The 24185-nt window shown below is 43.3% G+C and carries 21 protein-coding genes and 1 pseudogene; 10 read left to right on the plus strand and 12 right to left on the minus strand.

What is annotated here, in order from left to right; genetic code table 11:
• Positions 1–3: 3 nt before the first annotated feature.
• From ACQ4XT_RS02555 to ACQ4XT_RS02575, 5 genes are read left to right on the plus strand one after another with little or no spacing between them, the layout of a single operon-like run.
• Positions 4–1323 (plus strand): YheC/YheD family endospore coat-associated protein, encoded by a 1320-nt coding sequence (locus tag ACQ4XT_RS02555; RefSeq protein ID WP_446852383.1) that lies wholly within the window; start codon positions 4–6, stop codon positions 1321–1323.
• A gap of 54 nt (positions 1324–1377) precedes the next feature.
• A complete protein-coding gene (locus ACQ4XT_RS02560; RefSeq protein WP_446852384.1) occupies positions 1378–2601 on the plus strand; it encodes an ATP-grasp domain-containing protein in 1224 nt (407 codons plus the stop codon).
• 10 nt (positions 2602–2611) lie between these two features.
• On the plus strand, positions 2612–3634 hold the full coding sequence (locus ACQ4XT_RS02565) for a YheC/YheD family protein (protein WP_446852385.1): 1023 nt from the start codon (positions 2612–2614) through the stop codon (positions 3632–3634).
• A gap of 15 nt (positions 3635–3649) precedes the next feature.
• A complete protein-coding gene (locus tag ACQ4XT_RS02570) occupies positions 3650–4078 on the plus strand; it encodes a hypothetical protein (RefSeq protein ID WP_446852386.1) in 429 nt (142 codons plus the stop codon).
• Positions 4079–4105: 27 nt separating this feature from the next.
• Positions 4106–5482, plus strand: coding sequence for a Mur ligase family protein (locus tag ACQ4XT_RS02575; RefSeq protein WP_446852387.1), 1377 nt, complete (start codon positions 4106–4108; stop codon positions 5480–5482).
• Positions 5483–5577: 95 nt separating this feature from the next.
• Here ACQ4XT_RS02575 and ACQ4XT_RS02580 read toward each other — a convergent pair whose 3' ends face one another.
• Complete coding sequence (locus ACQ4XT_RS02580; protein ID WP_446852388.1) at positions 5578–6927, minus strand: YheC/YheD family endospore coat-associated protein; 1350 nt, start codon at positions 6925–6927, stop codon at positions 5578–5580.
• Between the two features lie 119 nt (positions 6928–7046).
• On the opposite strand from ACQ4XT_RS02580, the gene ACQ4XT_RS02585 reads away from it, so the two are divergent.
• Complete coding sequence (locus ACQ4XT_RS02585) at positions 7047–8138, plus strand: YheC/YheD family protein (RefSeq protein ID WP_446852389.1); 1092 nt, start codon at positions 7047–7049, stop codon at positions 8136–8138.
• Positions 8139–8184: 46 nt separating this feature from the next.
• Here ACQ4XT_RS02585 and ACQ4XT_RS02590 read toward each other — a convergent pair whose 3' ends face one another.
• From ACQ4XT_RS02590 to ACQ4XT_RS02600, 3 genes are all read right to left on the minus strand, one after another.
• Positions 8185–8706: a GNAT family N-acetyltransferase gene (locus tag ACQ4XT_RS02590; RefSeq protein WP_446852390.1), complete on the minus strand. Its 522-nt coding sequence runs from the start codon at positions 8704–8706 to the stop codon at positions 8185–8187.
• A gap of 53 nt (positions 8707–8759) precedes the next feature.
• The gene (locus ACQ4XT_RS02595) at positions 8760–9944 is read right to left on the minus strand and encodes an alanyl-tRNA editing protein (protein WP_446852391.1); all 1185 of its coding nucleotides are present in this window, start codon (positions 9942–9944) and stop codon (positions 8760–8762) included.
• 212 nt (positions 9945–10156) lie between these two features.
• Positions 10157–11119: an ATP-dependent 6-phosphofructokinase gene (locus ACQ4XT_RS02600; protein ID WP_446855559.1), complete on the minus strand. Its 963-nt coding sequence runs from the start codon at positions 11117–11119 to the stop codon at positions 10157–10159.
• A gap of 180 nt (positions 11120–11299) precedes the next feature.
• Here ACQ4XT_RS02600 and ACQ4XT_RS02605 point away from each other — a divergent pair, with 180 nt between their 5' ends.
• Positions 11300–11422, plus strand: a complete 123-nt coding sequence (locus ACQ4XT_RS02605) for a YfhE family protein (protein ID WP_446852392.1) — start codon at positions 11300–11302, stop codon at positions 11420–11422.
• Positions 11423–11540: 118 nt separating this feature from the next.
• Here ACQ4XT_RS02605 and ACQ4XT_RS02610 read toward each other — a convergent pair whose 3' ends face one another.
• The 4 genes from ACQ4XT_RS02610 to ACQ4XT_RS02625 all read right to left on the minus strand — a co-directional run bounded on the left by ACQ4XT_RS02610 (position 11541) and on the right by ACQ4XT_RS02625 (position 17546).
• The gene (locus tag ACQ4XT_RS02610; RefSeq protein WP_446855560.1) at positions 11541–12122 is read right to left on the minus strand and encodes a 2OG-Fe(II) oxygenase; all 582 of its coding nucleotides are present in this window, start codon (positions 12120–12122) and stop codon (positions 11541–11543) included.
• Positions 12123–12558: 436 nt separating this feature from the next.
• A complete protein-coding gene (locus ACQ4XT_RS02615; RefSeq protein ID WP_446852393.1) occupies positions 12559–14706 on the minus strand; it encodes a type IA DNA topoisomerase in 2148 nt (715 codons plus the stop codon).
• A gap of 629 nt (positions 14707–15335) precedes the next feature.
• On the minus strand, positions 15336–16280 hold the full coding sequence (locus ACQ4XT_RS02620; protein WP_446852394.1) for a nuclease-related domain-containing protein: 945 nt from the start codon (positions 16278–16280) through the stop codon (positions 15336–15338).
• A 99-nt stretch (positions 16281–16379) separates the two neighbouring features.
• Complete coding sequence (locus ACQ4XT_RS02625; protein ID WP_446852395.1) at positions 16380–17546, minus strand: iron-containing alcohol dehydrogenase; 1167 nt, start codon at positions 17544–17546, stop codon at positions 16380–16382.
• Positions 17547–17819: 273 nt separating this feature from the next.
• On the opposite strand from ACQ4XT_RS02625, the gene ACQ4XT_RS02630 reads away from it, so the two are divergent.
• Positions 17820–19235, plus strand: coding sequence for a hypothetical protein (locus ACQ4XT_RS02630; protein WP_446852396.1), 1416 nt, complete (start codon positions 17820–17822; stop codon positions 19233–19235).
• Between the two features lie 70 nt (positions 19236–19305).
• Here the strand turns inward: ACQ4XT_RS02630 and ACQ4XT_RS02635 are convergent, their stop codons facing one another.
• A complete protein-coding gene (locus ACQ4XT_RS02635) occupies positions 19306–19686 on the minus strand; it encodes a hypothetical protein (protein WP_446852397.1) in 381 nt (126 codons plus the stop codon).
• Between the two features lie 307 nt (positions 19687–19993).
• Here ACQ4XT_RS02635 and ACQ4XT_RS02640 point away from each other — a divergent pair, with 307 nt between their 5' ends.
• The gene (locus ACQ4XT_RS02640) at positions 19994–20818 is read left to right on the plus strand and encodes an alpha/beta fold hydrolase (RefSeq protein ID WP_446852398.1); all 825 of its coding nucleotides are present in this window, start codon (positions 19994–19996) and stop codon (positions 20816–20818) included.
• A gap of 72 nt (positions 20819–20890) precedes the next feature.
• Complete coding sequence (locus tag ACQ4XT_RS02645) at positions 20891–21337, plus strand: staygreen family protein (RefSeq protein ID WP_446852399.1); 447 nt, start codon at positions 20891–20893, stop codon at positions 21335–21337.
• Positions 21338–21614: 277 nt separating this feature from the next.
• Here ACQ4XT_RS02645 and nagB read toward each other — a convergent pair whose 3' ends face one another.
• The 3 genes and pseudogenes from nagB to ACQ4XT_RS02660 form a co-directional block, all read right to left on the minus strand.
• Complete coding sequence (nagB, locus tag ACQ4XT_RS02650; RefSeq protein ID WP_446852400.1) at positions 21615–22418, minus strand: glucosamine-6-phosphate deaminase; 804 nt, start codon at positions 22416–22418, stop codon at positions 21615–21617.
• Positions 22415–23382, minus strand: a pseudogene (locus ACQ4XT_RS02655) (formylglycine-generating enzyme family protein). The gene nagB and the pseudogene ACQ4XT_RS02655 overlap by 4 nt, the downstream one beginning before the upstream one ends.
• A gap of 15 nt (positions 23383–23397) precedes the next feature.
• Positions 23398–24174, minus strand: coding sequence for a sulfite exporter TauE/SafE family protein (locus ACQ4XT_RS02660; RefSeq protein WP_446852401.1), 777 nt, complete (start codon positions 24172–24174; stop codon positions 23398–23400).
• Positions 24175–24185: the final 11 nt, after the last annotated feature.

Below are 24185 nucleotides of genomic sequence, written 5' to 3' on the forward strand. Positions count from 1 at the left end.
TGAATGATCGGCACAATAAAACTAAAAGTAAACGATATGAAAAACGTACTGGAAATTCCCTCCTCCCTCCTTCAACGGACAGGAATGACACATGGCAAGAAAACTATTTTACATTTCGGATCAAGATCGTGCCCTGTAACTGTCATGATTTCGAGAGGGAGTCACGGAAGTCTTTCCAACAGCTGTATAAATGAGCTGCTTTTTCCTATACACGCCATAGCTGACATTAAAGCTATGGGAGATGAACTTGTCATTGGTCCTTATATGGGGATACTTGCTTCATCAAAAGAGAAATACCTTCCTGCCAGATTGAAAATGTGGAAGAACATCTTAAAGAATTCACCCCAGGACCATGGCATCATTCTGGTTTTTTCAGCAGAGGGGATCAATCAGGAACAATTATGTTTGAAAGGTCATATTTATGATTCAGAACAACAGGATTGGAAAGAAGGAGTCTTCCCTTATCCCGATGCCATTTACAAACGGATGGGGTTAAACAAGAAACTGCTCAACCATCTCACAGGTCAGATCGGAAACAAAATCTTTAATGAAACCAGCTTATCTAAATGGAAAGTGTACCAATACCTCTCCGAAGAGGAAGGTTTAAAGCCATATCTCCCCGTAACACATAAATATGAATCTCCACAGGAGGTAATCAAACTTACCGATACTTTCAAATCGATATTCTTGAAACCTATCCACGGCTCTTACGGAAAAAACACGTACCAAATCAGTGTTAAACAGCCATCCTCATTCATCGTCAAACACAGGTCAGGTGGAAAAAACCATGAATCCGTTCTTTATGTTGATGAACTGAAGGATTATTTGGCCTCTCATCTAGGCAGGAAAAAATATATCGTCCAGCAGGGATTGAACATCACATTTCGGGATAACAAAGTCATTGATTATCGCTTGTATATGTCTAAAAACACTTCTGGAGAATGGCAGTGTACAGGATGGATTGCCAAAGCTGGCGTTCCGAACAGCATCGTAAGTAATCACAGCAATGGTGGTTCTGTGGAGAACGCAGATGAACTCCTTCAGGAATCTTTAGGAGGCGACCTGAAACGCGCGGAGACGACTAAACAAAAAGCCCATGCCATTGCGTGTATGGCAGCCGCTTGCCTTGAAAAGAATTCAGGTAAACAATTTGGATATTTTGGAGTGGATCTGGCGGTTGATGCTGATGGCCGGATATGGATCATCGAGTTGAATCACCGCTATGTGGATGACAAATTACCTTTAGCTATTGGAGATCGAGAACTTTATGGAAAAATCCAAACTTCCCACTTATCTTGTCTCAAGTTTTTATCCGGATTTTAGCTGGACAGATAAGAAAAATGATCAAATCGTAAGTAAGGAGGTTGCACACTTGCTATGCAGACTATTGTATTTCTTGGCACCAATAAATCCGGATCCAGTCGCGAAGCTATACAATCAGCAAAGAAAATGGGCTATTTCACAGTTTTACTTACAGACAGTCAAAAGAGACTTAAGCAAAGAGAAGAATATCCGGATGTCCATCAAATGATTTTTGTGCAGGACTTAACAGAAAAACAACGGATTAAAAAACAAATAACCCTTATTAAAAAGCAAGGCAAAGAAATTAGAGCGGTTGTAAGCTTTGTGGATCCATTAGTCAGTATGGCTGCACAAATTTCCATGGAATTAGGCCTTTCCTCATTATCAGTAAAAGCTCTGTATAATATGGAAGATAAAACAAGATTCAGGAAAGTACTAAAAGGAAATCCTTATAATCCTGTCTACTCCATTGCCTCTTTAGAAATGGGAGCAAAGGAAATTTTTAATCGCTATGTTAAAAGTCTACCTGCCATCGTAAAGTCACCTGTTTCAAACGGATCGAAAGACGTATTGCTTGTTACAACGCTACAAGAGTTTGAAAAAGCCTATCATTATATGAAAAAGCGTTTCCCAGATACTCCTATTCTCATTGAAGAGTATTTAGATGGTCCCCAGTACTTAATTGAAGTGGTGGTTCATCAGGGCAACATCCATATTGTAGCTATTATTGAACAGGAAATCTCTAAAGAAAACCGTTTTATCATTATGGGATATCACATGCCGGCTGACCTTCCAGAAAAATCAGGGAAGGATCTCCAGACTGCCATCCAAAGCATTGCAAGTGACCTAAGCTTCACAAACGGAACCTGCCATTTGGAAATGAGAATCGTCAAAGGAAAGTGGAAACTCATTGAAATTAATCCGAGGATTTCAGGTGGAGCTGTAAATCGTCTCATCCAAGTAGCAACAGGAATTTGTCTAGTAGAGGAAACGCTAAAATTGAACCTGGGCCTTGAGCCCGACCTTATTCCAAAGAAGAACGCTTCGTCATTCGTCCAATTTATAACGGTACGGTCTCCAGGCAAATTAGTGAAAGTCACCGGAAAGCGTAAGGCGAAAAAAATGAACGGCGTAAAAAAGGTGTATGTCAAACCGAGGAGAGGCAGTATTCTCACTCCCCCTTTATCCATGGGACATCGATATGCTTATGTGTTAGCAAGCTCGCAAGATCCGTTAAAAGCGAAGGAAATCGCAAAAAAGGCAGCAAAAGAAATAAAATTCTATTTAGAACCATTATAGGGTGTTGCTCATGACCTTAATTGGTATGCTCCATTATCGAAAAAAACCTTACCATGTAAAAAAAGCCTACGCCTGCGCGGCTGAAGCGAAGATGCAGAACATAGGTTTTTTCTATTTCTCTTACAGTGCGATAGACTTCAGCCGAAAGAAAATCAACGGCTGGTTTTTTGAAAATGGTGACTGGCTCCAAAAAGAAACCGACTTCCCAGACACGATCATCAATATCAGTGCACCAAAAACAAAACAGCAGTCCATCATCAGGAAAAGCTTAAAGAAAAACATTCCTTTTGTCAGTCATTCCATCGGGAGTAAGATGAACGTCTTTAAGAAGATTGAAAAAGGGAAGCAATTTGCTAAACACCTGATTCCAACCTTGAATTTTTCAACCCCTGACGAAGTCATCCCTTTTTTAGAAGAACACCAGCGCATTGTAATTAAGCCCCACTCAGGAAGAAAAGGGCTTTTCGTTCATTTCGTAAATGTAACAATGGATGGACACATTCAATGCATAGTTGGGGACCAGACACATATTTATACCATGGAGGAATTCAAACATTACATGCGAGCCCTCCTTTCTGAGCAAAAATATTTAGTCCAGTCGTTCATTGAATGCAAGACAAGAGCTGGGTTAACTTATGACTTTCGATTACATGTACAGAAGAACGAAAACAGGAGATGGGAGATCACCTTGATTTACCCGAGGATCAGTGGAGGAGAAAAGCTGACTAGCAACATTAGCACTGGCGGTTATCGAGGCGAACTGGTCCCCTTTTTAAAAAATGAATTCGGAAATGAATATTTTGATATCAAGCAATTGTTGGAATATTTCGCTGTCACGTTTGCTACCCACTTTGAAAGCCTTTATGAAAATAAATCCTTTGATGAATTAGGGATCGACGTTGCCATTGATCAAAACCGGTGTTTATGGATTTTCGAGGTAAATTGGCGTCCTGGAAGCAAAAATCGAGAATTTTCCGTAGCTCAAAAGCTGATTCCATATGCTAAAGCCATAGCTGAGCAAACAAAAGAATAAAAGGGGGGGAGAAAGTTGGAAACAAACAAAAAAATTTTCAAAGGCTTACAATGGTTGAAAAATCAACAAAACCTCCTTAGAGGAGACCCCTCGGATGTGTACAGCAGTTTGTTAGTGAAAATGGCAAGAGTGGATACACTCCCTTTCATTCTTTACGAAACAGGGTCTTCCTCACCTTTCCGAACAACAGCGGATACAGAAGGAGGGCCATTCCAAACCTTTTGTTTCCGTATAGAAAACCTCGATGAACAAGCCAATAGTGCCCTTGTCTCCTTACTGCACCCCCTCAATGTATATGGAGAGACAGCACTGGATTTAGATGAACTGTACCTTTTGAAACGGACCTCCCTATTTTCTTCCTTGCCTATAAATAGATTCACAGCCGTCCGCTGTCTCAATATCGACTTGATGAAACGAGAAGTCATTATAGAACCGAAATGGTAAACCCTTGTTTTCTAAAAGGAGGATACTGTGAAAAAGTTAAAGCTTGAAGAGATACTCCCCCACATCAACGGTGTGATTGTAAAAGAAGGAGCTTCCACGAATTTCAATAAAGTGATTACTCGTAAGAAACAGTTAAATGACGAGATGTTGTTTTTTTGCGTCGACCGTAACCTTAAAAAAAGAAACACGGAAGGACCTCTCCCCCCTTGTGTCGTGATCACCGACCGTGTAAAAGATGTGAAAGCTTTACCAGGAGAAGCCACAATCGTAGAAGTGAAGAATATTAAAGAGGCTTATCAACAGTTTTTATGCTTTTACAGAAGTCTATTTTCGGTACCTGTAATAGCCATCACAGGTACCTACGGAAAAACAACAACGAAAGAAATGATCAAGCATATTTTGTCCGAAGGCTACGACGTCAAAGCCACAAAAGGAAACTACAATCTATTTCGTTCCAATTCAAGCGTGCTGGCTAATTTTGAGGAGAGAACAGATGCTGGCATTTTTGAGTTCGGGGTCGGAAAACCAGGTCACTTAGAGAAATGCTGCCGTTGCTTCGGTCCCTTTTCCGCTCTTATTACAGGAATAGGTGCGGACCACATTGAACGATTTGGTGATCAGAAAAAATATATAGAAGAAAAGGCGAAGATCCTTAACGGGGTCGGAAATAATCAAGTAGCCATCCTGAATTCAGACTGTATGTCCAGCCGCAGAGTCAGTCGTACCTCCAACAAAAAAATTCTCTGGTTTGGTATTAGGGAAGAAGCTGATTACAAGGCAGACCATGTGAGATATGCAAAAGGCGGAATGGAATTCCTTCTCACCCATGATCACCATTCCATTCCTGTTTATGTGCCAGGTTATGGCAGCCATAATGTTTCCAACGCGCTTGCCGCGCTTGCCGCCACTCATGCCCATGGCTTTAACCTTAATGAGGCTGTGAAGCGGCTAAAAACGTTCAAACCCCTTAGAAGGCACCTGGAAATGACAGAAGGAATCAAAGGTGCGACACTCATTGATGATTCTTGGAATACAAATTCCGGCTCTATAAAAGCTGCTCTTGCCGTCCTGAACCAAATCTCGATTGGAAAGAAAACCATTGCTGTACTTGGAAGGATCAGCGAACTTGGAGAAGAAGAGGAAAATGAACATCAAAAAATCGGTCGAATCATTTACAACAATCAACCGAGTCATTTGATTACCATCGGAAGTACGGCATCCATCATTGCCAGAGAAGCTTTGAAACAAGGGATGAACCCTAAGTACATCAGCACCTTTAATGAACCTGAAGAAGCCTTACCTCTTCTGCATGAGATGGCCGATCCGGAGACAATCATTTTAGTGAAAGCTTCGATGCGTGATTCATTCAGAAGTTTTGTTAAACAATTGAAAGCAGATAAATAAGTGAAAAGAACGACCTTTCCTGTATAAGAAAGGTCGTTCTTTATATTTTCAGGTTTTCTTTTTTTATAAGTCCTGAAGTGAAACGGTCCTCTCTTTTAACCGAACCCCGCTAACTTCTTTGCATACATCATATTGGCGAAACGGATCACATTCACTAGATTCTTATCTCCTGAAAAGGAAGCAACAAAATCATTTGGGTTCCTGTGATTAATCTCAATCAGCCAAACATGACCATCCGAATCAATTCCGATATCAATGCCCAGCTTCCCGAAATGGAAACCGCAATTCTCTATGGTCAAAGCCGCTAAAAGAGCAACCTTCTCCATTTGTTGTTTGTATTCCTGTATCCTTTGTTTGCCCCTGAACATGCGGTCAAGGGGGATATCAGCATGTTCGACCTTTCCACCTCTGTGGCGGTTACTTACTATCTGACCTTTGACTCCATTTCTCCCCATGATCCCATAATTTTTCCATCTTCCTGTATGGTCTTTCACCATGATTACCCGGAAATCTATAATCGAGTCATCAAATCGAAGATTGAGAGGCTGTTGGAGAATGAACTTTTCTCCTCCAAAGTTTGTTTCAATAAAACCTTTAGCCTCATACAAACTACCAAAGATATAATCTTCTTTCGAATCCTGTTGAATATACTGAATCGTCACTTCTCTTCCTTGCTGCTGGACTTTCGCTACCCTCTTCCCCTGCATTCCTTTGATTGGTTTGATATAGACAGCCCCGAACTTTTCTAGCATTTGCTGAACATCCACCAGATTCCGAAAAATACTTGTCTGTGGTAGATAGGGGGTCAACTCCGAAGAGTTTTTAAACCATGTGTACATTTCCCACTTATTAAAAGTAGAAGAATTAAAGATCCGCTTCCCTATCACCGACTCAAAGTGCCGGTGTAAGTCTTTCTTTAAGGAGGACTTCTTAAAAATGGCCATTGGGTATGGGTAGATTCCTTTCTGCCATTTCTTGTTCACAGGATTATATAAATACCCGAACACCATATTTTTATCGCGGTCCACCCCATCATTGGTGAAAGCAAGGATAGCACCGCCGATCTTTTCGTAACTTTTCACATACCTTCCAAGCCTCAAGCCTTTTTCAAAAAGCTTCTTTAATGACTTAGCTGCCACAATGCCAATCAGAGGACCGATATGAACGTCTCCCTGCTTGTGAATGATTTCATAAATAGGTTCTTCTGGAAGCATCAACGTACGAAGAACACCTTCCGACATAAGGACCTCATCTTCCCTAATTTGATCAGAAACCCTGACTTCCGCTTCACAACTCTGAAGACCGAATTTCCATGTAACTTTGTTCTTTTCGGGAATTTTCCAACGTTCGGCGTTTGAGGGGTGTACGACGACCTCCGCACCCGTGTCTCCTCCACTTTTTATTCGGTACATCTTCCGCAATGTCACCTCTTTTATAAATTCCATGCCTTTTTCACACATTTACATACTATGAATCCCGCTTTTTGTTTGCGAATGGTTTTTAACACATCAGGCCCGCTTGAAATATATATACAAAGGACGATTAAAAGGGGGAGATGAAGCATATGGAAAAGGAATATATCGGTGTAATCCTGCCTGATGGCATATACCAAAGACTGTCAGAGGGGAAAAGTCAGATCAATGTCCGCGCCTATCAGGAAGCCGGAGAACACTATCAATTTACGCCTGTATTCATGAGGTTGAAAAGTTTAAATCCTGGGAACGATTATGTGGAAGGATTTATAAAAAAAGAGAAGACCTTTGAACTTGAAAAGGTTGATATCCCTAAAGTCATTTACACAAGAAGCTTTTTATCCAAGAAACAAAAGCGTTTCTTAGAAAAGAAAAAAGTACAGTTCTACAACAAAAAAGGCATAGGACATGACAAATACAAGATGCATCAAATAATTAGTGAAGACCCGGATTTAATCCCTTTCCTTCCTGAAACTGTGGAAGCATCTATACCTAATTTGAAAAAGATGATGAATCAATACGATCAACTCATTCTTAAACCCTCAAAAGGAAGCTTAGGCGGTGGAATTATGAAATTATCGAGAAAGGGACCCGAGCGTTGGCATTTGAGTTACCCTGTCGCAAGGCGGGAATGGTCGGAACTTACCTTTACAACCTACATGGATGGAGTTCCTGAGGTGATAAGAGAAGCTTTTGAAAAGAAGTCCTACATCATTCAGAGACAGATCGAACTCGCCACATACAAAGACAAACCTTTTGACCTTCGTATCGTTGCCCAGCGCAACCATACAGGGAACTGGGTCGTGTCTGGAATGTTATGTAAGGTTTCTCCATCTAAAGACCAGTTTGTCACGAATATCAGCCAGGGAGGAAGCTCACTTGGTTTTGACAAAGTTTTAAAAGGGCACCCTTACCTTCCTTATAAGAAAACGACAGAAAACTTGTCGAACCTTACTTTAAAATTAGCCAAACACCTTGAGAAGTACACCGACCACATCGCGGATGTCGCTTTTGATTTTGCCTTAGATCGATCCGGACACCCTTACTTCATTGAAAGTAACTTTCGAGGACGGTATGGAAATGTTAAGTATAAAGGAAAAAGATATGAAGAATGGAAAGCGAAGCATTTTAACCCAATTGGTTATGGGAGATACTTGTATGATCAAATAAAAGATGAATCTTAAGCACCACATTTAAATCCCCTCTCCTCACTTGAGAAAAGGGGATTTTTCAGAGATCCGGCATGTGTGATTCCACGTACGTATATTTCCTCAGCCTCCCCCTCTTCATAAAGCCATTCTTCAAATAAACAGGGAGACTGTTTTTGTTGCAGTAAGCATACACCTTGTCAGCCCGGAGTTCGGTGATCCTCTTCAGTCTTTCTTGAAATAAACGGTGGTAGATGCCCCTCTTGCGGTATGGTTCCAAAACTAGATCACTCTTACATTTCACCCCGTACCTGGTACGGCGATAAGCACATACCCCAACCAGTTCTCTGCCATGTCTGGCACCTATCCAGACCGTTCTTTTTAAATTCTTTAACTTAAGCCCCGCTTCCGTGAAGGCTGATTCCAGCTTTAATACTTCAGAAAAGGTGACTTCCTCAATGTCTATGTGCACACATTTCACCTCAAATAACGTCTTCCTTTCTACTCTATTCTTACTTGGAGGTGTTTGTATGGACCTACGCACAGTGCATGCGATTCTATCGGTAAACCAGCCATTCCTGTCGATTTCTAGAAGGTCGTACAAAAAAGGCCACCTGCTGGGTTGCAGATGGCCTTACATTGATTCATTTTTTGAGGTTACATAAGGTTTTGGACTCGATCCGCAAAAACTTGCCCGTCCATCAGCCTCTTTCCTCCCCCTTGAACAAAGTTAGGTTTACCTCCGCCTTTTCCTTCGATCAGGGCCATCGCTTGTTTGGCTACGTCATTCATATTACGATCGATGTGATCTCCGCGAGCAAGAACGAACTGCAGTTGTTCTTCCTGTTCACTGATTAAAATCACATACGCTTCAGGAGCTTCGTCGATGATGGCTTTCCCTAAAGTCTGAAGCGTCTTGATTGGGCGATTGTTGAAAACGCACTGGATCACTGATTGTTCCTTGGACGCTGAAAGGATCTCCTTCGCTTCATAGGAAAGGAGCTGTTCCTCCTGCTCAGCAATTCTTTTGTCTTTCTCCTTGCTTGCCTTGATCAGTTCTCCAACCTCCCCGACAAGCTGTTGTTCCGGCTTCGGAACGATCCGCTTCATTTCGGTCAGTACCTGATGCTTCTGACCGAGCTTTTGCAAGACACGATTACCACAAACAAACTCTAAGCGCACCTGCTTCTTGTTTTTGGTCCACCCTAAAAACTTGGCAGCCATGACTTCCCCCGTTGAGCGAGGATGCGTGCCACCACAGCCGTTGTAATCAACCTCTGGTATGATGACTAGGCGCACATCTCCTTGAACAGCGAGTGGTTTGCGAAGCGGATACTTTCCTGCGTCCTCTATCGACATCCACTTCGTTTCAACCAGATAATTGGAACGGATGATTCGATTCACCTGCTCTTCTACTTTCTCCAACGTTTCGCCAGACAGCGTTTCCGTATCCAAATCAATGGTCACCGTATCTTTTCCTAAATGAAAGCTCGTGGTCTGGATATCGAATTGATCGTCGAACACAGCTGAAATGATATGCTGACCGCAGTGCTGCTGCATGTGGTCCATCCGTCGATCATGATCCACGCATCCATGCACTATTTCTGTACCGGCGGGAAGGCTGCCTGCTATGTAATGGCGCACCTCGCCATCGACTTCTTCAACATCGAACACCACAACTCCATTCAATGTGCCTTCGTCGTGAGGCTGCCCGCCCCCTGTTGGATAAAAGGCCGTTTCCTCAAGCACAACAAACAAGCCATGTTTATCTTCATCTATTTTAATTACATTTGAATTAAATTCCATCTTGTAAGCATCTTCATAGTACAGCTTCCTTGTCATTGTTCGTTCCTCCTCTAAATTCCTAAGGATATCGTAACATGATTGGGAATGACCGTGCTCCTTTGCAATTGTATAAAGAATCCAACCAATAATTGGGTGACTAGGTCTTACATATTATACCAGCATCACCCATTCCCCCTCATCAGTGGAATAAATCTCTTCAAAGAAAGAAGGAAGGATCAACGTCTATCACGCTGTCCTTCCTTCTCCGTTTATATAGACATTCTCCCTAATAACTCATACATCCCTTCATCAATTTGAGACGTTTGTGAAAAGACATCGTCGAATGCATAGCTCTCGAGAGTATTGTTTTTCAGTCCGACGACCTTGCCGGATTCCTTTGAGAGCAGCAGATCAATAGCATGTGCCCCTAATCGGCTGGCCAACACTCGATCTCTCGCTGTTGGAGCTCCCCCGCGTTGTGTGTGGCCCAACACAGTGACGCGGGATTCGATCCCTGCTTCTTCTTTCAACTTGGCATTGAGATCGATTCCACTCACACCACTACCTTCAGCTACAATGATGATACTGTATCTTTTGTCCCTGGAAGGGCCACTTTTTATCTCTGCTATAATGCTGTTCATGTCCTCTTTCTTCTCAGGGATCAAAATATTCTCGGCTCCACCAGCAAGCCCTGACCATAACGCCAGATTCCCTGTATCTCTTCCCATCACTTCAATAATTGAGGATTTTTCATGAGAAGACGCCGTATCACGAAGGCGATCAATATAATCAATGATTGTATTTAACCCTGTATCAAAGCCGATGGCCTCAGCCACACCCGGGATATCGTTATCAATCGTAGCCGGGATGCCGACACATGGAAAGTTCTTTTTTTGTAAGGAAGCAGCTACCGCTAAGTCTTTTCTTCCACCAATCACAATTAAGGAATCGATTCCTTGTTTGTGCAGGTTCTCAATGGCTTTCTCCTGACCTGCATCCGTGTGAAGCTCATCACATGTGTAGGATTGCAGGATCGTCCCTCCACGTTGAATAATAGCACCTACAGATGATGCATCCATTTTTTCCAACGTGTCATTCAACAGACCTTGAAAACCATACTTGATTCCAACCATTTCCACGCCGTAATAGATGCCTGACCTTACGACTGATCGTATGGCTGCGTTCATTCCGGGAGCATCTGCTCCACTCGTCAACACACCGATTCTATCCATCGTCATCACTCACTTTCCTACGAATCAACACTATATATTCTATACCCTTCCAATGCTTGCCACAAGTCGACCCTGCCATGGCAAAAGATTTGCGGTAAGGACCAGCGCGTTCATCCATAGAATAACCTTTTCCCAAACCGTTCATAATGAAACTAATGACAGGCAAAGGAGGGATTAGGAATGAAATCGAAAGCCCAAATTTCCAAAGAAAAAAGAAGTACATTAACCAAAGCACAAGAAGTAAAGTTCCAGCAGGCATTTAAAAGAGCGAATAAAATCGCAGAAAACACAAGAATGAAGTAATGGTTCTTACAGCGGCTTATCCTTTCTGTCATAAGAAAAACACCCAGCATTGCCACACTTAGGGCACTACTGGGTGTTTCATTATGTTTTAAATCGCCATTCCTCTACGGCGCTGTCTTTACTTATATTGTTTTCTCCTCACCCACATCGTGGCTGCCCATTTTTCTCCGATTGTTACCGGCGATCCTCCATGCAGAGTACGCTCATTGATCTCAGGATCGGAATAAAAATATTCGAAATAGACGCCCATGCCTTTTTGAGGGGAGACAGATAAATTCATCTGTGGAAAGTACGTTTCTCCACCCTCTTCCACATCATTCAAATAAAGAACAAGCGTACTGATTCTCGGATTGTTCTTTGCCTGGACCTTCGATTTGAAGTAATCATAATGTGCTTTATATTCCTGGCCTTGCTTATAATTCAAGATGTGAAGTCCTTCTCCATGTTCAACAGGTACATTCATGATGTGCGCCAACCGCTTTTCAATGCGTGTGGTGATATCATCCTCAGGTAAAAATGTGCTGCTGCTTGTCCGAATGTCACTCACTTCATGACGTGACCCGATTTTTGAACGGTTCATCCTGTTCTGAGAAAGACGGATAAGCTCATTGCATTCTGCATCACTGACGACATTTCCCAATATAGCAATCTTAGGATCTTCCATTTTGGCAATGATGGAAATCTCACGGTCTTCGGTCATAATCCTGTTGCCCTTGTGGTCAAAAATGGAAGCTTCTTTCACTGTTAATGTCAACTTTTCATCAACCTCTTCTTGTTTTAATAGAACGCTTTCAAAAAAACGTATATCCTTGAGGAAGATCGGATATGAGAAATATCTTACCACCTTTTTATGATTTATTCCTGAGTTTTTATAAAAATTACAAAATTGTTCACAAATGGTAAAGAGATTACTATTTTTATTCGTCTGACCCCCAAAGAATGATTGATTCTATTAAAAAAACACTACCTATTCCACATTGTAAAAAGATAGTGTTTCCTCTCTGGGAAAGCCAAGAGTGTCCTTGATGTGTAGTTTTGCAGGGAGGGCGGGGGAAACTAAATGTTCTGAACGAAAAATGCCTGCCTCCTTGCGCGAATGGGTTCACACATAGAGAGGCAGGCACCGAGTAACACATCTAACTTTTTTCTTCCGCTTTCTTTTTAAAATCGAATTTGATCTTGAAATCTTCATCCAGGGTTAGAGCCGTACTGAACGTCTTCTTTCCCTTAAAACCTTTTAGAACCTTCGTACGTTTTTTCTCGCAAAGCGTTTTAATCATATTGGCACTCAGCGACTTCCCTGCCAACCTTTTGGGAAAGCTTACCTTGCACCCATTTTTGTATTCGGAACACGCGTAAAACTTATATCGGTCCATAATGGAACCCGTCTGGCAGGCCGGGCATTTGGCAATGGGTGTATTCCACTTTTTCTTTTCACCAGTATTCCGGACTTGAACCTGTTGAATGGAATCAGGGGTCTCCTGGATCAGTTTTTCAATAAACTGGCTCGTCTGCTTGATGAACATTTGTTTCGAGCCTTCGCCGCTTCCGATCTTCTTCAAATACGATTCCCATTTGGCTGTCATAGAAGGGCTCGATAACAGCGTACCTTCAATAGCTTCACAAAGTGTAATTCCCTTAGCCGTGACGTAGACGTTATTCTTCTTCACTTCAATGTATTTTTGTGCCTTGATCGTTTCAATGATGCTTGAGCGGGTCGCTTCAGTGCCGAGGCCTTCGACTTCTTTCAAAATCTCTACATCTTCCTCGTCATCCATAAGCTTTCCACATGTTTTCATCATGTTGATCAGCTGGCCTTCCGTGTACGGTTTAGGCGGCTGCGTCATACTTTCTTTGATATGAAGGCGAGCGCCCACCTCTTCCCCTTTTTGAACATTCGGAAGAAGTGCCTCTTTTTCCCGGTTTGCTTTCGATGGCTTAGGAAAAAGCTCTTTCCATCCTTGATGCACGTCGCGACGTCCTGTCGATTTAAAAGGCAGGTCGTGGACATGTGTGAAAATTACCGTCTCTTCATAAACGTAGTCGCTATGGAACATCGCAAGCGTCGTCGCCATGACCTCGGTATAGATATTGCGTTCTTCCCGACTCAGTCCATTCAGCTTTTTCTCCGACGGGACCGTCTTCGTCGGGATGATGGCATAGTGCTCCTGAACTTTCTTGCTGTCTACATACCGCTTCCTCGGTTTCAAGGAAAGCGGCTTGAAAGAAACGTTCAAAGTATCCTGATAAGACTTCAAGTTGTTCACTAAATAAGAGAACTCGCTTTCCGTGATGTAATTACAGTCGGTTCGCGGATAGGAGACTAGTTTTTTCTCATAAAGTTTCTGCATCGTCTTCAGCACCTGTGACGGTGTGTATTTCCAGCGTCTGTTCGCAACACTTTGCAATGTGGACAACGAATGCAGCTTCGGTGATTTTTGGTGTTTGGTCTTCTTATCTACACGCTCGACCGTTCCCTGGTGGTCTACCTTTTCTTTCAGCCCATGCTTGTCCATCAGCGCCTGCACCTTGGCTTTATCCTTTTCCTTAATTTCAGCCAGTCCCTTGTAGGAACCTTCCTCTGATTGAAAAAGCCCCTCGATTTGGTAGAAAGGCTCGGATACAAAGTTCTCAATTTCCTTGTGCCTCTGGTAAATCAAGTACACCGTCGGCGATTGCACACGGCCGATCGTTAAGTAGCTTCCGAAGCCTTTCTTCTGCAGATGCAGTGTGAACAGACGACTCGCATTGATCCCTACCATCCAATCGCTGATCTGACGAGCTTTCGCTTCATCAAACATACGTAAATCTTTTTCATTGTTTCTTAGATTGTTAAACCCTTTACGCACTTCCTCCTTCTCAAGGGAATTGATCCACAGCCGGCGAACCGGTTTCCCCTTCACGCCTGTTAAACGGAGAATGCTGTAAAAAATGTTCGATCCTTCCCGGTCGACATCAGCCGCATTCACGAGCACGTCCGCTTGTTGAAACAAACGCTTGACCTCTTTAAACTGCTCCCACTTCCCTTTCGACACTTTTTCAAGAAATCGATCCGGGACAATCGGCAGCTGATCCAGCTTCCAGCGCTTCCATTCCGGTTTATAGTCATGCGGTTCTTTCAATTCCACCAGATGGCCGACGCCCCACGTGATCGTCGCCCCGTTCGGGAAGGTATCATCCGGTTTGAGTATTATATACGTTTTCGTTTTTTCCTGTATTGTAAAAGCCTCTGCATATGCTTTTGCCTGAGAGGGTTTTTCAGCTAAAATGACCACTCTTGTCATGGTCTCCCACTCCCTTCATTGAACCCCAAGAGTACTATGGGATGAAACGTAAAGCAAGGGATTGCCGCAGTTCATTTGTACTTTGGTTTGGGGTGCGGGACATTTAGGGGCGGGGGCCCTCCCTTTGGAGCGACTCGTTACACCTTTGGCGCGACTCGATCCACCTTTGGCGCGGCTCGATCCACCTTTGGCGCGGCTCGACCCCTTTGGCGCGACTCGATCCACCTTTGGCGCGACTCGATCCACCTTTGGCGCGACTCGATCCACCTTTGGCGCGACTCGACCCCCTTTGGCGCGACTCGTTACCCCTTTGGCGCGGCTCGTTACCCCTTTGGCGCGGCTCGATACACCTTTGGCGCGACTTGCTCCACCTTTGGCGCGACTCGACCCCTCTTTGGCGCGACTCGACCCCTCTTTGGCGCGACTCGATCCACCTTTGGCGCGGCTCGACCCCTTTGGCGCGACTCGACCCCCTTTGGCGCGACTCGTTACCCCTTTGGCGCGGCTCGATACACCTTTGGCGCGACTTGCTCCACCTTTGGCGCGACTCGACCCCTCTTTGGCGCGACTCGACCCCTCTTTGGCGCGACTCGATCCCTCTTTGGCGCGGCTTACTTGTTTTAAGATTTTCACTCCAATAGGAACCTTGCTTTTTTAGTAGAACCACTCCGTCCCTTACAATAAGCGCTTAATATTCGATACACCACATGTCTTGAACCTACCTTTAAAAAATCTCTAGCTTCTTTATTGCTAATCGTTTTGGCCACGAGCACAGCGTATTCTCTTAAGGCTTGTTCATGAGCAAGTAAAGAGTGATGAGAACAACCTGGACATACCCATTTCATTTTTGTTCTGCTCATTGAATACTTTCCACATGCCGGGCACCTGACTCCTTTTTGTAAATCCGAATAACTCAAGTTGAAGCGTTTCATGTAATCCGGCACATGATCCTGGTGGGATTCAACCAGCGCTTGGCCAATTCGTAAAAGCTCCTCCTTCTTGAACGCCTTTCCTTGATAATTATCCTTTTTCTTTTTCATGGCATCCACGAGAGAGGAAGCGCGTATTACTTTTTCATAAATACGGGAGTCTGAGGAGTCAAATTCGAGGGTACACCGGCGATTCGTAAATACAACCAGGAAGTCGATGGGTATGCGAATTTTCAGCTGCCGCCACAGCCATTCATCTAATAAACGCTTCTGCCGTTCCGCCTGCTCTACAGGATCCTGGAACCCTTCCGTGTCACGGCGCAATTCCTTTTTCTCACGGTGGATAGAGATCTGGCCTATCATATTTTTTGCTTCAAGAATCAGGATGAAGGAAGGGAATAAGATAACTGTGTCGATTTGATAATAGTGGTGCCCATCATGCAGGCGCAGGTTATGAAGGATGTAATGAGGGCCTTTCAAATAATCAAGGTGAAAATCAAGGGATTGTTCACCGTGCCAACCGGATTCTTTTGTAGAGAGGGATTCTTCTACTTCAGGGGCAGCGGGGTGGTGAGGCTTAAGGCGGTGCTTTAGTATATCCAAATGGGCAATATCAGGAGGGATGGTGCGGGGTTTTATGATCATAAGCGAACTCCTTTCCCCTCTATTAAAGTCGATCGCTCCTTTTTTGTCCAGAAAAAAGAGACCAGTCCAGTGGTGGACTGATCTCTACAAATCTTCTATTTAAAAATCAACATCCTGCCCATAATAAGCGGCGACAAAGAGTTTCTTCATTTCTTCTACGGATGTTTCACGAGGGTTCGTTCCTGTACACGGATCTTCTACCGCATTTTCAGCCATCGTATCGACATGTTCTTTGAATAATTCTTCGGACACACCAAATTCTTGCAGTGTATTCGGTACGTCCATTTCACGGTTTAACTCACGGACCCATTCGATAAGAGCATCGACGAGTTCCTGATCATTCTGCCCATCCAGACCGATTCTCTTCGCTAAAGCGGCAAAACGATCTTCTACAACACTTCTGTTGAACTGGATGACGTAAGGGAGGTAAATCGCATTGGCACATCCGTGTGGTACTCCGAAAGTCGGTCCACTTTTATGGGCTAAGCTGTGTACGTTCCCTAACACCGCATTGGAGAAGGCCATACCAGCCATAGCCTGGGCATAGTGGACTTTTTCACGACTCTCTTTATCTCCTTTATAGGAAGAAAGAAGGTGTTCTTTTAATATTTCAGCCGCTTCTTTTGCAAGAGCATCTGTAAATGTCGTGCGTGGTTTCGCTACATACGCTTCAATGCTGTGGGTGACCGCATCCATACCACTGTATGCTGTCACACGTTTCGGCATGGATTCGACCATGACAGGATCGATGATGGCGAAATCGGGAGTCAGTTCAAAGCTGGCTAACGGATATTTCACCCCTGTTTGTGAATCAGTGATGACAGACAAGTTGGAGATTTCGGATGCTGTTCCACTTGTCGTAGGAATACCGATGAATCTTGCCTTAGAACGAAGTTCAGGCAGCTCAAACGGTTTAGTCGCGTCTTCAAAACTGAGGTTCGGATGTTCATAGAACAACCAGAAGGCTTTCGCCGCATCCATCGGTGAGCCGCCACCGATTCCAATGATCCAATCAGGTTCAAAACTCATCACCGTGTCCAGATGTTCTTGCACAAGCTTCGTGGAAGGCTCTTCTTTTATGCCTTCAATAAGCTTGGTTTCTATATTCGCTTCTGCCAGATTTTTTTCAATCGTTTCCAGGTTCCCGTTTTCTTTTACGGAACCTCCACCAATCACAAGTAAGGCTTTCTTTCCTTCTACAGATTTCAATATATCAAGAGCATTTTCACTAAAGTAAATATCGCGTGGAATTGTAAAACGGTTCATGAAATCTCCTCCTACTTTTTGGTTACATTCGGGAATATTGCCGGTTTCCTTTTTCACCAAACCATTCAGTAGGTTTCATCCTTGAATTCAGTCCATTTGTAACCCCTTATTTAGTGAGAAAGCACTAGTGAACTATATGTTTATCCTCCAGGGACCATATGCTGAATTCCCATTCGAACCAGGGATCCTCCTGGGCATGATTTAAGCTAATGAATATGGATTATGATAATATATGTAAGGTTAACACTTTGATTTAAGAATGGAGCATCCATCATGGTACAAATCGCAAAACGAGGATACACCATATTTATCAGCTTGTATGTCCTCATGCATTTTGTCGTTTATTTTATAGGTGGAGACATGCTTTCCACTACTCTTTCCTTATTCGGTTTGGCGGCTTTTGTACTGGGTTACTTTTTCCTTCCGGTGAAACAGGCAGCGATTTCCCTGTTGCTGCTCATCATTGCATTGATTGTTCACCTTTCTGCAGGGACCTCACTTATTGAAGGGACCGTATCTGGATTTACGGTGATGAGCGGACTGATCGCGCTCTTACTGATCGTCCCTACCATCAGCTGGGTACTGGAGGAAAAGTCGTACATCGAATCGGTCATTAACTTCGCTCAAAACCTGCTGAATACAAGTCGTAAGTTCTATTTCGGGATGATGGTCATCACACAGATCATTTCCTACTTTTTATTATTCGGATCGATTCCGATGGTCTACAGCATGATCAACGATTTTTTGAGCAAACAAAAGGGCGAGGCGTGGGAGAATTATAAAGGAACGGCCCTCCTGCGTGCGTTTTCCTTAACGACGATGTGGGTCGTCAGTATTCCAAGCTTTATTTTTGCCGTCGATGCACTTGGAGCATCCTTAGGCTTATCCATCTTACAAGGTTTCTTCATCTCATTCGCCGGGATCTTATTATCTGTCTTATTCTCTTATTATCAAGAACGGCATTACGGCGTGGACCTCACGGCAGGCATCCAGGAACAGCTTAAGAAGATTGCCGAACAAAAGAAACAGGATACGAAAGGGAACCGTGATGCTCTGGAATTCGGCTTTCTTTTCATAACGTTATTCGGGTCAATTTTTCTTCTTAACGCCCTTTGGGACGTTCAGCTTCTGCTCATTATCCCTATCGTAATCGTGACCTGGGTCATCCTCTACTTCATCATTCGTAAAAGAAGCAGCGCGATTACCGAGAACGGAAAAACCTATGTAGCCAAGAGCATTCCAAACAAGGCTCAGCAGTTTTCCATCCTGCTGGCCGCTGGATTTTTAATTAACGCGGTGAATCAGTCAGGATATGGCGAGTACATTATCGATGGCCTCTTTTATGTGACAGACTCCGTCCCGTTCCTGAACTTCTTATGGGTTCTTCCTTTTGTCGTGATCATCCTCGGGTTTATTGGACTTGGTCCGTTGACGGTCATCGTCCTCGTCTCAGGAATTCTGCAAGGCGTGGATCTTCCCTATCCGCCGGAGATCGTTGTACTTGGGATTACATCAGGGAGCGTCATTTCGATTATGTTATCTCCGCTGATTCTGCCATCGATCATTTTGAGTTCTGTGAACAAGTTGAGCATCATTAAAAACGGACTGATGTTCAACTACAAATACGCCCTTGCCTTCTATGTCATGGTGCAGATTTATCTTCAGCTGTTTGTGCTGGTCTTCCTTTAGAAAAAGCAGGTAAGCCTTCGCTTACCTGCTTTTTAGGAGTGTAAAGAATCAATATCTAACCCATAAATGATTAACAATTCGCCGGGTTTGTGCAATTTCTAATGACACATACACCTGAATCTTCGCACGTTTCTTCATCTGCGTCGTTCAAGCACCGTACCGCTAAATTCACTGTAATGTTCCCCATTGGACAGTTATCTATATCAACCATTGCTGTGACTGTTGTTTCACCTTGTGGCACGTTTAACGTACCATCAGGGTTAGGCGTGATGCCAGGAGCACTTAACATACAAGTCGCGCCAATGTTCCCGGGTGCGACAACGCAGCGAACTCGACAATTATCACACAGCCCCATCACGTTAACTTGAAAAACCACAGCAAACGGAACGCCCGCTGTGACACCAGTCGGGCATTGGGTTGGTGTCACTGTACACATACATCCTACTCCCATGTGTATCTCTCCTTTCACATTTCATTCGAGTACGTTAATAGGATATTACCAATTCTTAGAAAAGGTGCCGACGTTTGTCCATGGCTATAGATAGACCCCGCAAGGAAGTTTAATCATGTTCGCTCCCCCCCCAAACGAACATGATCGTACATTTTCACTGTAAAATCCCTTCACCCCATCACACTCATGAATGGTATTGATTCTTACAACTTAATAAAATGAAATGCGGGAAAGCTGTTTTGAATATGCTTTGTATGAATAGTGAATGTGTTACTGCTCTTAAACTACGGTAAACAGGAGGGAAAGCATGGAAACGAAAGAAAGTTATATTGAAGTGGAAGCAGGAATTGAAATATTCGTTCAAGAAACCGGAACAGGAGACCCCCTTGTATTCATTCCGGGTTTTACTTTCACGACGGAAGTCTTCTCAGAACAAGTAAAACACTTTTCAAAAACACACCGCACAATCGTCATTGATCCCCGAAGCCATGGCCGATCCACCACGACCGTCCACGGAAATGATTACGTCACCCATGGGACGGACTTACAAAAAATGTTAAAAGAACTAAAAGTAGAAAATCCAACGCTTGTCGGCTGGTCTTTCGGCTGCTTAACCGTATGGGAATACATCCGTCAGTTCGGAACCGATGAAATCAACTCCCTCATTCTGATTGATATGCCGCCGAAATCCTTATCACTGAAAGAAGACGAGGATTGGGTGGAAGGTCCACTTGATGACCTGGCTGCAGCGTATACGAACTACCTCCGTCATCCAAAAGGACAAAGGGAATTCATATCGGCTTATGCCACCGGGGTGATGGTCCAACGGGAACTGAAAAAAGAAGAATTGACTTGGATGGTAGAGCAATCTCTGAAAACACCGTATTATATTGCAGCCAATTTGTTCTCTTCCGGACTGTTTTCCGATTACCGAAAAGAGGCAGCCCAAAGCAGTGCATCTGTTCCAACGCTCTTCGTTGTCGCCGAACATTGGGGAGAGACAGCATCCGCTTATCTAAATAAGATGGCTCCTTCAGCCTCGGTAAAAACGCTTGGCGGCCACCTCATGTTTTGGGAGCATAGTGAGAAGTTTAATAGATTCGTGGAGGAATTTTTGAAAGAAGCTCCATGATGTCCCCTGTTCACTCACGCCCGCACAAAATCGTCATGTCCCTCCCGTTTTCTCTTAACAAGGAGGATTCTTTTGAAAAGGCTTGATCCAGACAAACTTTTCATTGAGTTTAGACCATGCGTAACAAAAACAGCCCCTCTGTTAGGTCGGAGATATACATTGACCCATTCTGACGCGACTGCCGAACTTTTTCTCACGGTAGGATTAGCGTATGCCTATGACAAGATTACACCCATGAGAGATGAAGTACTTGCCGAATGGAGGATAGATCATGGTTCTCCTTATCTCTTTGTCTATGTTTATGTGGATGGACAATATGGGTCCCATCAATCAACCATTCGCGATACTATTTTCAGACGCGAATTGCCGTTAGCGCTTGAAGCGATCATGTATGGAGACCAGTGCCTCTTTAAAGCCTGTCCCGAATTGGATCTTGCACCAATTTTCATACATTTTGACTCCATAAACCCCCGTTACAATCGCTATGAGTACTGGGGAACACCGAAGGATTACAGATAGATTCGATTGAGGTTCACCTGGTCATGTCATAGAGATATAGAAAAAGGTTCATCCACTGCTTTGGATGAACCTTTCTCTCGTGAGGACAGCCCGTACCGTGTATTCAGATCCTGGTTGTCTTTTCAGCACTAACTTTGCCACGGATTACACATAATACGTTTGCGGAAACATATCCACCGGTTGAATGCCTTCCGCTTCACAACTGCCTTTTAACAAATAATGAAAAAAATAAATAACATAAAGAATACTGCTCTCTAAAGAAAGAGCAGTATTCTTCCTATGCTTTAATTAAAGAAGAAATTTTTGAGAGTAAACGAACCTCATAAGTCAGATATTTTATATTAACATGTCCAACTAAACTTTTTTGGAATGCAAGCTCGTCAACCACTACCGTAACATTTGAATGTTTTTGAAGAATGGAGGCTGGGAATTGTTCATCAATGGGGCCATGAAGCAAACGGTGGACAGCTTCAGCTTTCTGCTCTCCTGAAGCAAGAAGTAGTATGTGTTTGCTGGTCATTATGGAATCGATTCCCATCGTAATTGCTTTGGTAGGAACTTCTTCCATAGAAGAGAACATACGAGCATTTGCTTTTCTAGTTGATTCATTAAGCTTAACGACATGAGTTTTCCCATCAAACGAACTTCCTGGTTCATTAAAGCCTATATGTCCATTTTGACCAATCCCCAGTACTTGTAAGTCAGGCGGTCCAATTTCATCGATGATGTGGTCGTACCGTTGACATTCATCTTCAAGGTTTTCAGCTGTACCGTTGGGGATATGAGTATTTGACAGATCGATGTTCACATGATTGAAAAATTCTTTTTTCATAAACGAATGATAGCTTTGAGAGTGATTGTTGGAAAGTCCTACATATTCATCAAGATTTAATGTGGAAATCAAAGAATAATCCATTGATTTTTTTTTATATTCATTGATTAAATATTGATACGTTCCGATAGGTGTGCTTCCAGTCGCAAGTCCAAGAACACATGTCGGTTGGTTCACCACTTGTTCCTCGATATAGGCGCCTGCAATTTTTGATAATTCTTGGTAAGTCGATGCCACTACAACATTCATCCGCTTCCCCCTCCTTCACAATCCTTCACGTAATTCGTCGCACATCTGAAGCCCATATGACTCGTTGAACTATCAACACTATTAGATGTTCTTGCCGAGACTCGATACCTATTGCAGTATGACTTGTGACAAAGAAAAGAGCCTCCTCGTATGACTTTATTTTCTCCCTGCTTTGGACCTTTAGGGTTACAGACGTCCTCTACATCCTGAAAGGGACTAAACCAATCACTGCACCATTCCCATGTATTTCCCACCGTGTTATACAACCCATATCCGTTGGGTTCATAGGAGGAAACAGGAGCCGTACTTTTATATCCATCTTCTCCACTGTTTTCTACCGGGAAATTTCCCTGCCATATATTACACGCGTGCTCCCCATTCAGAAACAGTTCGTTTCCCCAAGGGTATGTTTTCTGAACGAGACCACCTCTGGCGGCATATTCCCACTCCGCCTCTGTTGGCAGTCTTTTCCCTGCCCAAGCACAGTATGCTTCTGCATCCTGCCATGAAACGTGAACAACAGGGTGGTCCCAGCGATTAACAATGGAAGAGTCAGGACCTTCGGGATAAAACCAACACGCTCCCTCTAAAATTGCCCACCAAGGGGCATGCGGAACGATTTGTGAAACCTTAGCAGCCGTGTTTTTCGATAAGAAGGGTTGAAAAACAAACGACCAGCCATATTTTTCAGCGTCCGTCACATAACCAGTTTCTTGAACAAACTCAAAAAAGTCTCCGTTGGTAACAGCAAAAGAGTCTAAATAAAACGGTTCGACGTACACTCTCCTTACAGGCCCTTCTCCATCTTGCAGATGACCCTCCGGATCTCTGTCCCCATAAGAAATTCTCCACCAGGAATCCATTTCATAAAATTCAAATCAGCTTCTCTTTTACGAGACATGGGCTTATCCTGTTTAAAACCAGAAGTCTTCGCCCCTCTTGTTATTGAACAACAACTCTTCATCTTTCACTCCCCCTTTCAAAAAACGATTCGTGTCATTGTAAACAGATTGATGCCTATAATGATCACTAGAGAGGCTTGAAATAGATTTGTTACATCCCCGCTTCCTACTTTATTAGAAAATACCGAGCCTATATAGCCGCCCAACACCCCGCCTGCAATCATATAAACAAGCATCGTCATGTCAAAGACAGCATATCCGGTGGTGAAAAAAATAGTCACGAGGGTAGAAAACTGCGAAAAGAAAATGATAAGTATGGAATTTATGCTCGCTGTCTTTATGTTCATAGAAAATACCAACACCAGAACCGCTACATTAAGCGGTCCGCCTCCTATGCCAAGAAAAGCGGATAAAATTCCTAATCCTAGTCCGATAACAAAAGTACTCCATCCACTCTTCACATCATAAGTTTGAAAATCTTTTATACTATTGATTAGAATCATTAACAAAAGAACGACTAACACAGATGCCTGGATCATCGTAACTCTTTCATAATTTTGAACATGAAGCATCAATTGATTGAAGATGGATTTCCCTATGACTCCACCAATAATGGATCCAAAAGCCAACATCAAACTTGTTTTCCAATTCAGCTCCATGCCTGCAGGGATTTTCTTCATTAAGGAGACAGCAGCCATTGCGAATACCGTTGCTGCGGAGAGTGTACTGATCGTTCCCACATCATAGGTTCCGATGGCATCCAGAACCGGTTTAATAATGACTCCCCCTCCGATACCTGTAACAGCTCCAATAGCTGTTGCAACAAAACCAATAAGAAAATATAAAATAATCATCCTAACTGACC

This window comes from Halobacillus sp. 12SKB (assembly GCF_052941655.1).